We start from the raw sequence: 13,378 nt of genomic DNA, 5'->3' as shown, positions 1-13,378 counted from the left end.
CCGTTTTTACTTCCTTTCAACCCATTGAACGATCTTGTCGGAAAGCGGACTTTCTTTCGGGGGCACAAAGCCGGCCAGATGTCCGTTTTCGTCGATCATGAATTTCTGGAAGTTCCATTGTACCTCCGCATCCAGCAGTCCGTTCTTTGATTTCTCTGTCAGCCATTGATAGAGGGGAATTTTCTTTTCTCCTACCACCGTGACCTTATCCATGATCGGGAAGGTGACACCGTAATTAAGCGAACAAAACTCTTTGATCTCCGCATTCGTCCCTGGTTCCTGCCCCTTAAAATCGTTGCTGGGGAAGCCGAGGATGACGAAGTTCTGGTCTTTGTATTTCTTATACAATTCTTCCAACTGTGCGTACTGGGGAGTCAATCCGCATTTTGACGCAACGTTGACAATGAGTACTTTTTTCCCTTTAAGACTTGATAAATCGAACGCATTACCGTCTATATCCTTCACTTTGAAGTCATAGAGTGTTTTCTCCTGCGCTGTCAAACCGATACAACTCAGAAAGAAAATGAAAGAAAGCAGGAATGATTTCATTTTTGATTCGTATTATAGTTACTTTATAATAACATCGGAGATAAGCAAACAGTTTTAGCTGTGGTGATTCTATTTTCGACCAAGGTCAGCCAGGTGGTCAACCAAGGTTAACCTGGTGACCAACCTTGGTCAGTCACCAGGCTAACCAAGGTAGAACAATTGGTTATATTCTATTGTGCAAATCTAAGAGTTTTCCCTGATGCATATTTATAAATCACTATGTAGCGATTGCTCTACTGCTACTGATTGACAGTAGAGATTCGGACCTATTTCCGTATATGCGGGAATAGTTTATGATAAACCAACCTTTTTGACTCGGGATGGCAGAGCTCGGCCCGGAAAAGATAGAACCCAGGAAGTGAAAAATCGTCGAAAGCGCTGTCGTCCCAAAGGAGAACGCCCACCGTATCCTGCAGGATTTGTTCCGGCAGGGTCGCTATCCGGCGCCCTGATAAGTCGTAAATGAAAGCCTTACAATGATAGTCGGGCTTGTCCACGCTATAGCGCAGGCCGATTTTGCCTTCGGCTTCATACCAACTGACCGGCTCGTTGGCCGACGGAGCTTCGACGGGGCTGCCTTCTTCTGCCGAGTTCTGATAGCCTGGCGTGCCGTATCCGGAAGCGGCCGTGGCGGAAATCCAGTTCGAAGCGTCTTGCGTCTCTTTATCGGGGTCGATACGCTCGAGGGACACACCTTTCGCGTCTTTGACCGGAGTGGTGTGCCATTTGGATGAATAATTGAGTTGGTCGATCATTTCTTCGCCTTCACTTCGGAAAAGAAGCAGGGTGGACGAGGTGTTGGCCAAGACCGGAAGCTTTATCTCATGCACGGATTCGGGCGACAGGATGGCGTAGAAAGCGGTGACGCCGGAAGCGCTTTTAGTCAACAATGCATATCCGCCGGGGAGGAGGGAGTCCGTCAGGCTGGCTAGCGGATAACGGGGACCGATGCTGCCGTCGCTTTTCCGGGTCGCGACAGTCAGGCCGTTTAATGACAATGTTTTTGCTGAGCGGTTATATAACTCAATGTATTCGCTTCCTCCGGCGAAAGGATTCGGCAGGACTTCATTGAAAATAATCTGTCCCGGCAAGACCGGAGCCGGTTCCGGGTTTTCCGGCTCTTGGGGTTCTCCGGGTTCGTCTCCTTCCTCCGCTTCGAAAACAACGTCCCATGAGTCGTTCGGAATGGAATGCCCTTCCATATCCTTTAATCCGCTCCAACCGATCGTATATTCATTTCCCAACACTAAAGGAGCCGGGAAACGGGTGTTGACGATGGCCTGCGTTGCGCCGTATGTCTTCCGTATGGCGTCGCCTATGCCGGAGACGGAGAAGGTAGCCTCCATCATGTCTACCGGAGCGGAAAAGATAAATTGGATTTCGGTGTTGCTGAGCGGTTCGAGGCCGATTAATTCGGGTAAATCCGAAGGAATTTCCGGTTCGGTTGGCTCCGGTTCTTCCGTTGAGGGAGAAAGGGGTAAATCGGAAATATCGGGTAGTTCCGTTAATTTGTTATATACCCGGATGCGGTCAATGAAGAATGTGGAGATTCGCGCTTTTACATACCGGAAAGTCATATTGAGCTTGCCTCCTTCCCTGAGACCGGTCAAAGGGTTTGTATGGCTGCCTTCCCTTGTAAAGTCCTTTTCTCCAGCCCTGCAGGTATAAAGAGTCCAGATTCTATTATTTTCCAGCGTGACGACAATACGGACCGTTGTAGCTATTTGTTCGAGCAATCCTTTTCTCCCGCTGATGCATGGTTTTTTACTCTTTTCCCATTCATAGAGGGATATTTGTCCGTCATTATTTCCAACTTGTACATAGTAGATGGTTTGGTTGCTTTCCGGATTCGTTGAATAGAGATAGATCAATAAGTTGTTTTTATTGCTTGGATTAAAATCTAATTGAACATCGAACATCCAGGTCATGTCCGGCGAATAAGTAGTCGGGACCTGAATGACATCTTCTCCCGCCTTTCCTTTGGGAGAGGTGAATTGCAACTGCCCGGAATCATTGATGAAAAACCGGTTGCTGTCCGTTTGCCAGGGATATTTCGAATCGGGTAACGGTCCGTCGAAGTCTTCGATGAATTGGGCGGATAAGGAAAAAGTAAAAAGAAAAGAGAACAAACAGTTTAATAGTATCGCTTTCATAGTATAAGATATTTGGTATAAATTCGTATCTTCGCACTCTCAAACAAAAAGGCCTGAAAATGGTTATTTTATTATAAGTTAAAGCAAAGATAAAAACAATCGATTTTTTTATATACTAATTATTGTTTAAAATGACTGTAGCTATTGTAGGTGTAAGTGGTGCGGTAGGACAAGAGTTCCTCCGCGTACTGGAAGAGAGAGATTTTCCGATAGATGAACTGCTTTTATTCGGTTCGTCTCGTAGTGCCGGACGTGTTTATTCTTTTAAAGGTAAACAGTATACAGTCAAAGAGCTGAAACATAATGATGATTTTAAAGGGGTCGATGTTGCTTTTGTTTCGGCCGGAGGGGGCACTTCCCTTGAATTTGCAGAAACTATAACGAAGTATGGAGCGGTGATGATTGATAATTCGAGCGCATTCCGTATGGAGAAGGACGTTCCTTTGGTTGTACCGGAAGTCAATCCGGAAGACGCTTTGAATCGTCCCCGCGGAATCATTGCCAATCCGAACTGTACGACAATCCAGATGACCGTAGCGTTGAAAGCGATTGAAGGTCTTTCTCATATCAAACGAGTCCATGTGTCGACTTATCAGGCGGCTAGTGGTGCAGGCGCTTCGGCAATGGCGGAACTGGCGAAGCAATATGAGCAGTTGCTTAAGGGAGAAGAGCCTACGGTAGAGAAGTTTGCCTACCAGTTGGCATATAATGTCATTCCCCAGGTAGATGTCTTTACGGAAAACGGTTATACGAAGGAAGAAATGAAAATGTATAACGAAACGCGCAAGATCATGCATTCGGATATCGAGGTGAGTGCAACCTGCGTACGTGTACCGGTGATTCGCGCACATAGCGAAGCCACTTGGGTAGAGACGGAACATCCGCTTGGCATCGAAGAGGTTCGTAAGGCGTTTTCGGAAGCGGAAGGTGTGATCCTGCAAGACGAAACGGCAAAAAAAGAATATCCGATGCCTTTGTTCGTTGCAGGAAAGGATCCGGTTTATGTCGGGCGTATCCGCAAGGATCTGACGAATCCGAACGGAATTACCTTTTGGACGGTGAGTGATCAGATAAAAAAAGGAGCTGCGCTGAATGCGGTGCAGATTGCCGAATATCTGATTAAGGTGAAAAATATCGGATAAAAAGGAGGAAATGATAATAGGAGAAAAGGGTTTCCTGAGTATAAATTTACTTGAGAGGCCCTTTTCCCGTTTTATTCCATAGTTCAAAAGAATTTGTTTAGGTATTCAATAAAATTGTTTTAATTATGAGTTTTAATATTCCACGAACAGAAAAGAAGAGAGTCGTGATTGTAGGTGGAGGTTTTGGCGGGTTAAAGCTTGCGCAAAAGCTCAAAAAGGCCGACTTTCAGGTTGTATTGGTAGATAAGAACAACTATCATCAATTCTTGCCTTTGATTTATCAAGTCGCTTCTGCCGGGATGGAGCCTACTTCGATTTCCTTCCCGTTCCGTAAGATATTCCATAAACGTAAGAATTTCTATTTTCGCCTGGCCGAAGTCCGGGCTATTTTCCCGGAACGTAACATGATTCAAACGTCTATCGGCAAAGTCAGTTACGATTACCTGGTTTTTGCGGCCGGAACGACTTCTAATTTCTTTGGCAACAAGAATGTTGAAGAATATGCCATCCCGATGAAGACGGTCTCCGAGGCGATGGGGCTTCGCAATGCATTGCTTTCGAACTTTGAAAGGGCTGTGACTTGTGCCGACGAAGAGGAGATGCACGAGCTGCTGAATGTCGTGATTGTCGGCGGAGGCGCCAGCGGGGTGGAGATTGCCGGGGCGATCTCCGAAATGAAACGGTTTGCCATTCCGCAGGATTATCCGGATATGGATAAGAATCTGCTGCATATCTATTTGATCGAAGCGGCTGACCGTTTGTTAGCCGGTATGTCTCCTGAATCTTCCGAGAATGCGCTGGAAGCCTTGACTAAGATGGGAGTGGAGGTTAAACTGCACAGCAAGGTGGTCGATTACTGCGATCATAAAGTCATACTCGAAAGCGGCGAAGAGATTCCGACTCGCTCTTTTATATGGGTTAGCGGTGTGTCAGCTGTCGATATAGGCAATATGGACCATTCCTGGCTTGGGAGAGGGCGACGGATCAAAGTCGACGAGTTCAATCGAATAATTGGGAGTGACAATCTTTTTGCGATAGGCGACCAATGCCTGATGACTTCCGATTCAAACTTCCCGAACGGCCATCCCCAAATGGCCCAGCCTGCTATTCAGCAAGGTGAATTATTAGCTCAAAACCTTGTTCGCCTGGACAGGGGGGAGCCGATGGAGCCTTTCCGTTACAACGATCTGGGTTCGATGGCAACGATCGGCCGTAACCGGGCGGTTGCCGAGTTCGCAAACATGAAACTGCACGGCTGGTTTGCCTGGCTTATCTGGCTGGTTGTCCATCTCCGTTCCCTCCTGGGCATCCGCAACAAGGTCTTGGTACTGCTTAACTGGACCTGGAATTACATCACCTATGATTACTCCATGCGCCTGATTATTTACGCACGCCGTGCCAAAGAAATCATCGAGCGTGAAATTCGTGAAGCCAACTGTCACTGGGGCGAGGATGTCCTCGGCCCGAAAAAGGACGATGAAACATGATAAAGGACGGTTTGTCATCTATATAAGATTTGATCTGCGTTTGAATCCAAAGTAAAATCCGTTCCTACCCAATCAGACTATTTAATTGCGGGAATGTAATATCTTTTCTTTCTTACTGGCGGAATTTCAATCGATCGTTGTTGACTTTTTCTGTTTTGATTCTTGTCTTTTTATGCTTTTTTTTCTTTTCTGTTTCTTTTTGAGAGATTATGAGTAATTTTTTATCTGTATTTAAACTGCGGTTGTCGTTCGGTTTTATTAATAAAGAACAGACCCTCTTATTTACTCGATAAGTGCAATGAGTTATAAGCAAAGCTTATGTATATTTGAAACCTTCGAGCATTTCTTGCTCGGATACGTTTTTATGGACTAATATGAATATAGAATTAACAATATGCGTAGAAGTGGGGGAGAATCCAGGTTCTGGGACTGTACTTTAAGAAAGATGGATGTCATAAATAATGTTTATAAAATCACAAAGTACCTTTGTGTTGGAGCTATAGGAATTCTGATAGGTTGTACATCGCCTAAAGAAGTGTTGTATCTCCAGGATATTGACTCATACAAGGCCCAAAAAATAGAGTCTATTTATCAAATGTCCATTCATAAGGATGATTTGCTGGCTATTTTGGTAAACAGTAGAAATCCGGAGTTGGCATTACCTTTTAATATGCCGATGGTTACCTATCAATTAGGCTCGGAAGAAGCCGGAGGTTATGGACAACAGCGGATACTCGGATACCTGGTAGATACGAATGGAGATATAGACTTCCCTATCTTGGGTAAACTTCATGTGGAAGGGCTTACCCGGTTGGATCTGACAAATTTGATTAAAGAAAAATTGATGGAATCCGATCTGATCAAAGATCCTATTGTGACGGTTCAATTTCTTAATTTTAAGATATCGGTGATGGGGGAAGTTGATCGCCCCGGGAGTTTCACTATTAAAGGAGACCGGGTGACCTTGTTGGAGGCATTGAGTATGGCTGGTGATCTGACAATCTACGGAAGACGGGATCGGGTTGCTGTCATCCGGGAAAATAATGACGTCCGAACGGTTTTATATCATGATTTGCGTTCGGCGGATATATTTAACTCTCCTTGTTATTATTTACAGCAAAATGATATTGTATACGTGGAACCGAATAAAGTGAAAGCGGCACAAAGCGGCATTAACCAGAATAATTCTGTCGGAGTCTGGCTTTCGGCCATTTCTGTGATTGCCTCGGTTACAGCGATTATTGTGAACTTATCCAAATAAATGCAGGAAAAGATCTTATATTATGGAAGAAATAGAAAAAGAAATCAACCTGAGTGATTTATTGTTGATTCTTCGGAAAAACTGGATGTTGTTTGCCGGTTCTGTCCTGTTTTGTTTAATCGTGGCTTTTATTTATTTGCAATGGGCTCCTAAATCATATACACGTACGGCAACCGTACTGATCAAAGACAATTCCAAAGGGGGAGCGCCGAGCGAATCAGCTGCGTTTGATGAGTTTAATATGTTTAATATTAAAAGTAATGTGGACAATGAAGTGCTGGTGTTCCAGGCTAAGCGATTGATGAAAGACGTGGCTAGCCGGCTTCGCCTGGATGTCAGCTATACCATTCGGGAAGGAATACGTACGGTCGAGTTATATACGCAATCTCCGGTAATGGTTCAGTTTCCGGATGCGGAAGAGCATGAGTCTTTTTATTTTACGGTGATCCCTTTATCTAAGGAAAAGGTACAATTGTCCGGTTTCTCGACAGAGAATAGCGAAATCCTGACCGTAAATTTAAAAGATACGGTTAACACACCGGTCGGACGTCTTTTTGTCCAACCTACACTTTATTATAATGAGACCTATTTCAATAAAGATATTCAAGTTACAAAATCCGATTTGGAGGCGGTTGCCTTGGCTTTCCGGCAAAGCCTGCAAGTGTCGTTAGCCAGCAAAACGGCTACCATTGTCAATCTGACCTTGACGGATCAATCAATTCCCCGTGCGGAAGATGTGGTGAATACGTTAATTGCCATTTACAATGAAGATGCCATTAACGACAAAAACCAAATTGCAATCAATACATCTGAATTTATTAATGAACGTTTGATTATCATCGAAAAAGATCTGGGAGCCGTGGATTCGGATATAGAAACGTATAAACGTGATAACCAATTGACGGATATTTCTTCAGAAACCGGTATGTATCTTCAGGAATCCAGTTCATACAACAAAGATGCACTCGCTTTGGAGAACCAACTTACTTTAGCTCAATATATACGTTCGTATCTGGTAGATCCTTCAAAAAATGCCAACTTGATTCCGGCTAATACCGGCATTGCCGATGCGAATGTGGAAACGCAGATCAACGAATACAACGCTGTTTTATTAAAAAGGGATAGACTGATCAATAATAGTAGCGATAGGAACCCGGTTGTTATGGATTTGAACAACTCCCTGAATGCGATGAAACAGTCGATTATCCGGACAGTAGACAATTTGATCATGGGGCTGAACATACAAATGAAGAATACACGCCAACGGGAAGCTCAAACGGCCCGTCGAATTACGGCTGTACCGACACAACAAAAGTATGTCTTATCAGTAGAGCGGCAGCAGAAAATCAAGGAAGAATTATACCTCTATTTACTGAATAAACGCGAAGAGAATGCCTTGACTCAAGCAATCACCGAAAGTAACGCCCGGATTATTGATGCGGCGTCGGGAAGCAATCAACCGGTATCGCCGAAATCAATGATCGTGATGTTGGCTGCTCTCATTTTAGGCTGTGTCATCCCGGCCGGAAGCCTTTGGCTACAAGAGTCATTGAGTACTACCGTACGCAATCGTAAAGAGGTGGAAGATGCGGTAAAAATACCTTTCTTGGGCGAAATTCCTTTGCGTGAAAAGAAAAGCAAGGCGGAAGTCGTGATTCATAAAAGCGGAAGGGATTCCGTGTCCGAGGCTTTCCGTATTCTTCGAACGAATATGGATTTTATGCGTGTGAAGACTGAAGAGTTAAAAGTGATCACTTTGACCTCTACCAATCCGGGAGCGGGGAAGACTTTCATATCTATTAATTTGGCCATGAGCCTCGCCCTGATTCATAAGAAAGTCGTATTGGTCGATTTGGACATTCGTAAAGGAACGTTAAGTGAACGGACTAACATAACGGGGGAAAAGAAAGGGGTAACGAACTTCTTGTCCGGTCAGGTAAATTCAATTGACGAAATCATCCACAAGGGGGTCTTGGACGAAAACCTGGATATAATCGGAGGCGGTCCGGTTCCTCCCAATCCGGCGGAACTTTTATTGAGTGACCGTTTGGATTTTATGATCGAAGAGTTGAAAAAGCGGTATGATTATATTTTCCTGGATAATGTTCCTTCTCAGGTAGTCGCGGATGCAGCGATCGTGGATCGTGTTGTCGATCTGACAATTTACGTGATTCGTGCGGGTCGGTTCGATCGCCGAATGCTACCCGACTTGAATAAATTGTATGATCAGAAGAAATTCCATAATTTAGCTCTGATACTAAATGGAGTAGATTACAAACATTCCGGTTATGGCTACGGCTATGGCTATGGATACGGTTATGGCTACGGTTATGGAAATGAAAAAGAAAAGTAGTTTATTTTATTGTTTCATACCTAAGAAGTCTGCCTGGCAAACAGATTTATTGGAAGGTATGACGGACATTCACTCCCATTACTTACCCGGTGTGGATGACGGAATGCGCACGGTGGATGAATCGGTAAAAGCTTTGGAAGAAATGAGAAACCGGGGAGTAAAACATGTTTACCTGACCCCTCATATCATGTCGGAGCTCGAATCGAATCGTCCGGGTTTCTTGCGACAACAGTTTTCTTCTTTACTGCAAAAGGCACCCGAAGGCATTGCATTGCGGTTAGCCGGCGAATATATGTTGGACGCTGCTTTCGACGGGCAGATGAAAGAGGGATTGCTTACCTTGTCTGATAAATATGTGTTGATAGAAATGTCATACATGTATCCTTCTCCCGAGCTGAATAGCGTGGTATACAATCTGCAAGTGAAAGGCTTTCAACCGATTATTGCACATCCGGAACGTTATATGTTCATGGAAAGAGCGGATTATACGACTTTAAAAGAAAAGGGTTGCCTGTATCAGCTTAACCTCTTGTCTTTATCAGGGCAATACGGGAAACGTGCTTATGACGTTGCCTGGTATTTGTTGCAGCATGGGTTTTATGATTTTGCAGGAACAGATATACATAGTTATCGGATTTTGCGGGAAGCGTTGGAGCGGCTGAAACTAAGTTTGCCGGAAAAAAATTTGATCCGTAGTTTGATAGGCCGGAATGACCTGTTATGGTAGGTGTGAAAACGATTTCTCAGGAAATAGAAAGAAAAACCACGCCGGTGAATGAGTGGATTCACCGGCGTGGTTTTTTTATAAAATAAATGGAATTCACGATTGCAGGCAAAGATCCCAGTCCTTCCAGATGACCTCGTAGCCTTGGACTTTTACTGCTGCGGCAACGACTTCCGGCGCGCGGTCATCATTGATCATGAATTGTTCCAGCTCGGATTTGTAGACGCTGTAACCTCCCGGATCGGTTTTGGATCCGGCGCTGATGGACGTCAATCCCAAGGTTGTCATGTGATCGCGGAAATCGGGGCTTTCACGGGTGGAAAGCGATAAGTCGAGATCATGATCGAAGAGGCGAAAAGCAAAGATGGATTGCGCCAGTTCCCGGTCATCCATGATTGAATTCGGCTGGAACTCTTTTCCTTCATGAGGACGTATCCGGGGAAAAGAGACGGCGTATTTCGTTTGCCAATAGGTTTTCTCCATATAGCGGAGATGAAGCGCCATCATCGTTAGGTCGGTTCGCCAGTCTTCCAATCCGATCAGAACCCCCAGTCCGATTTTATGTACGCCGGCCAGCCCCATCCGGTCATAGGAGTTGACCCGCCAGGTGTAGTTGGATTTTTTCCCTTTGGGATGATAGACCTTATACCGAGCTTCGTGGTATGTTTCCTGAAAACAAGTCACTCCGTTTAGTCCGGCGTCAATCAACTGTTCATATTCATCTACCTCCATGGGAGGTATTTCCACTGATAAATTGGAAAAATAGGAGCGGAGCAGTTCAAGAGCCCGCCTGACATAATCCACATTCGCCACTTTCGGATTTTCTCCGGTGAGGACGATCACGTTCTGAAAGTCCCCCAATTGTTTGATTGCCTGCGCTTCCTCGAGGATTTGCGTTTCGTCCAGTACGATGCGATGGATGTCGTTATTGATGTTGAAACCGCAATAGATGCAGTGATTCGTGCATGAATTGGTGATGTAAAGCGGGATGAACATCTGCATGGTTTTACCGAACCGTTCCTGCGTATATTTCCGGCTGAGCGCCGCCATCGGCTCCAGATAGGGTTTGGCAGCAGGGGAAATCAACGCCATGAAGTCATCCAACGTTAAACGGCCTTGTTTGGTGAGTGCGTTTTCCACTTCTTGGGCCGTCTTTGAATAGATTTTTTCTTCGGTCTCTTCCCAATTATATTGATCGATTAAATCTTTAAACATTCTTTATTCTTCTGTTAAAACGTTACATGTATGCATTTCTTTTGTCAGCTTCATAGCGCAAAAATTCGGCCCGCACATGGTGCAATGGTCACTTTCGTCGCCCAGATGCCCGAGGCGGTAATATTCCAGCGCTTTCTCCGGATCGAGCGAAAGGTTGAACTGGTCTTTCCAGCGGAAATCATACCGAGCCTTGCTCAGGGCGTTGTCACGTATCTCGGCGCCGGGATGTCCTTTCGCCAAGTCGGCGGCATGCGCAGCAATCTTGTAGGCAATTACGCCGGCGCGTACATCCTCTTTATCCGGCAGGCCGAGATGTTCCTTTGGAGTCACATAGCATATCATCGCCGTGCCGTACCAGGCGATTTGTGCGGCGCCGATCGCCGAGGTGATATGGTCGTATCCGGGAGCGATGTCGGTCGTCAAAGGACCCAAGGTATAGAACGGAGCCCCGTGGCAATGACTGATCTGCTCGTCCATATTGGCTTTAATTTTGTGCATCGGTACGTGTCCCGGCCCTTCGATCAGGACTTGTACATGATGCTTCCAGGCTATCTTTGTCAGTTCGCCTAATACTGAAAGTTCGGCAAACTGTGCGCCGTCGTTGGCATCCGCCGTACAACCCGGGCGCAAGCCGTCACCCAACGATACCGCCACGTCATACAGGGCGAGTAATTCGCAGATCTCTTCGAAATGCGTATAGAAGAAATTTTCTTTCCCATGTTGCGACATCCAATTGGCGATGATCGATCCTCCGCGGGAGACAATGCCGGTCGTCCGGCCTTCGATCAGCGGGAGATGCCTCCGGAGCAATCCGGCATGGATAGTGAAATAATCGACCCCCTGTTCGCATTGTTCGATAAGCGTGTCCCGGTAGATCTCCCATGTCAGGTCACTGATGCGCCCCTCTACCTTCTCCAACGTCTGATAGAGCGGTACCGTGCCGACCGGCACCGGGGTATTCCGCACAATCCATTCCCGCGTTTCGTGTATGTTGTTTCCGGTGGAGAGATCCATTATGGTGTCCCCTCCCCATTTACAGCTCCAAACTGCCTTTTCCACCTCCTCGTCGATGCCGGAAGAGAGGGCCGAGTTGCCGATATTGGTATTTATCTTGACCAGGAAATTTGTCCCGATAATCATCGGCTCGGCTTCCGGATGATTGATATTTGCCGGGATGATAGCCCGCCCGGCGGCAACTTCGCTACGCACAAACTCCGGTGTGATGGAAGTTTCGATCCCCAGGAGCTCGTTCTGTTGGTTTTCGCGGATTGCCACATATTCCATTTCCGGAGTGATGACACCCTGCCGGGCATAATACATTTGTGTAATCTGCTTATCCTCCTTTGCTCGCCGGGGAAGATGCGTTACCGGGAAACGGATGGAATCCAGGTGCGGATCCGCCCTTCGCTCGTTGCAATATGCGGAAATGAAGTCCGGAAGCCGTTTGGTGTCCTGTCTTGCCTCGATCCACGGCTCGCGGAGGCGGGACAATCCCCGGCAGATATCGACTTTTACTTCCGGGTCGGAGTATTCTCCGCTGGTATCATAGACGACTACCGGTGCGTTCTTTTCCGCTTTCCGTACGCCGTTCTCTTCCGATACCGTATCTAACAAACGGATGGAGCGCATCCCTACGGAAATGTCATGCAGTTTTCCGTTTACATAAATCTTGCGTGACGATGGGTAAGAGATCCGTTGATATCGATTCTTCATTATTTTGAGGATATTAAGAAAGACGTTAACGGACTGGTTGCTCCGGCGATTTCCAAGGTGCCGGCCAACCGGGCTTCGTAGGCAATCCGCCCGCTTTCGACGGCCAGACGGAAAGCGTATGCCATGGCGACCGGATCACCGGCAATGGCGATTGCCGTATTGACCAAGACGGCATCGGCCCCTAATTCCATCGCTTCGGCGGCATGAGAAGGAGCGCCTATGCCGGCATCTACGACTACCGGAATCGTACTCTGTTCAATGATGATTTCCAATAAATCCCGTGTACGCAAGCCCTTGTTCGTCCCTATCGGAGCGCCCAAAGGCATTACGGTAGCCGCACCGGCCGATTCCAGCCGCTTGCATAAAACGGGATCGGCCTGGATGTAAGGCAGAACGATGAATCCGAGTTTAGCTAACTCCTCCGTTGCCTTCAATGTCTCTATCGGGTCGGGAAGTAGATACTTGGGATCCGGATGGATCTCCAGTTTCAGCCAGTTGGTTTCGAACGCTTCTCGGGCCAGCTTGGCGGCGAAGACAGCTTCTTTGGCGTTACGTACTCCGGAAGTATTCGGCAACAACTGGATGCCCGGCTTACGAACATGGGCCAACAAGTCGTCCTCTTTGTCTTTCAGGTCGACCCGTTTCATCGCAACGGTAACCATTCCGGTCCGGGAAGCTTCGATTGCCCGCCCCATCAGTTCATTGGAACTGAACTTGCCTGTACCGAGAAAAAGACGGGAATCGAATTCCTGTCCGGCGATTATTAATTTTTTCATATTGC

10 protein-coding genes are annotated in these 13,378 nt (G+C 46.4%); 5 read left to right on the top strand and 5 right to left on the bottom strand.

All coding sequences use genetic code 11. From position 1 onward, the window contains the following. Positions 1-6: 6 nt before the first annotated feature. Positions 7-549 carry a glutathione peroxidase gene (locus tag BQ8014_RS18350; RefSeq protein ID WP_080905619.1) on the bottom strand — a complete coding sequence of 181 codons (543 nt, stop codon included), beginning with the start codon at positions 547-549 and terminating at the stop codon, positions 7-9. A 266-nt stretch (positions 550-815) separates the two neighbouring features. Beyond that, complete coding sequence (locus BQ8014_RS18345) at positions 816-2,702, bottom strand: lamin tail domain-containing protein (protein WP_080905618.1); 1,887 nt, start codon at positions 2,700-2,702, stop codon at positions 816-818. A 131-nt stretch (positions 2,703-2,833) separates the two neighbouring features. Between BQ8014_RS18345 and BQ8014_RS18340 the strand changes: the two genes are divergently transcribed. From BQ8014_RS18340 to BQ8014_RS18320, 5 genes are all read left to right on the top strand, one after another. Continuing rightward, positions 2,834-3,844: an aspartate-semialdehyde dehydrogenase gene (locus BQ8014_RS18340; RefSeq protein ID WP_080905617.1), complete on the top strand. Its 1,011-nt coding sequence runs from the start codon at positions 2,834-2,836 to the stop codon at positions 3,842-3,844. A gap of 125 nt (positions 3,845-3,969) precedes the next feature. Further along, positions 3,970-5,331, top strand: coding sequence for an NAD(P)/FAD-dependent oxidoreductase (locus BQ8014_RS18335; protein WP_080905616.1), 1,362 nt, complete (start codon positions 3,970-3,972; stop codon positions 5,329-5,331). 445 nt (positions 5,332-5,776) lie between these two features. After that, entirely contained in the window at positions 5,777-6,592 is an 816-nt protein-coding gene (locus tag BQ8014_RS18330) for a polysaccharide biosynthesis/export family protein (protein ID WP_080906060.1), read from the top strand. A gap of 22 nt (positions 6,593-6,614) precedes the next feature. Beyond that, positions 6,615-8,945, top strand: coding sequence for a GumC family protein (locus tag BQ8014_RS18325; RefSeq protein WP_080905615.1), 2,331 nt, complete (start codon positions 6,615-6,617; stop codon positions 8,943-8,945). Then, on the top strand, positions 8,881-9,672 hold the full coding sequence (locus tag BQ8014_RS18320; protein ID WP_234998090.1) for a tyrosine-protein phosphatase: 792 nt from the start codon (positions 8,881-8,883) through the stop codon (positions 9,670-9,672). Before BQ8014_RS18325 ends, BQ8014_RS18320 begins: the two co-directional genes overlap by 65 nt. 93 nt (positions 9,673-9,765) lie before the next feature. Here BQ8014_RS18320 and thiH read toward each other — a convergent pair whose 3' ends face one another. The 3 genes from thiH to BQ8014_RS18305 are packed head-to-tail and all read right to left on the bottom strand — an operon-like array spanning position 9,766 to position 13,373. Further along, positions 9,766-10,884, bottom strand: a complete 1,119-nt coding sequence (gene thiH / locus BQ8014_RS18315; RefSeq protein ID WP_080905613.1) for a 2-iminoacetate synthase ThiH — start codon at positions 10,882-10,884, stop codon at positions 9,766-9,768. Between the two features lie 3 nt (positions 10,885-10,887). After that, complete coding sequence (thiC, locus tag BQ8014_RS18310) at positions 10,888-12,597, bottom strand: phosphomethylpyrimidine synthase ThiC (protein WP_080905612.1); 1,710 nt, start codon at positions 12,595-12,597, stop codon at positions 10,888-10,890. After that, complete coding sequence (locus BQ8014_RS18305; protein WP_080906059.1) at positions 12,597-13,373, bottom strand: thiazole synthase; 777 nt, start codon at positions 13,371-13,373, stop codon at positions 12,597-12,599. Before BQ8014_RS18305 ends, thiC begins: the two co-directional genes overlap by 1 nt. Positions 13,374-13,378: the final 5 nt, after the last annotated feature.

Origin of the sequence: Parabacteroides sp. Marseille-P3160 (assembly GCF_900162725.1) — a bacterium.
Lineage (GTDB): Bacteria > Bacteroidota > Bacteroidia > Bacteroidales > Tannerellaceae > Marseille-P3160.
The sequence above is the reverse complement of the archived record's forward strand: the minus strand, read 5'-3'. Positions and strand labels throughout refer to the sequence as shown.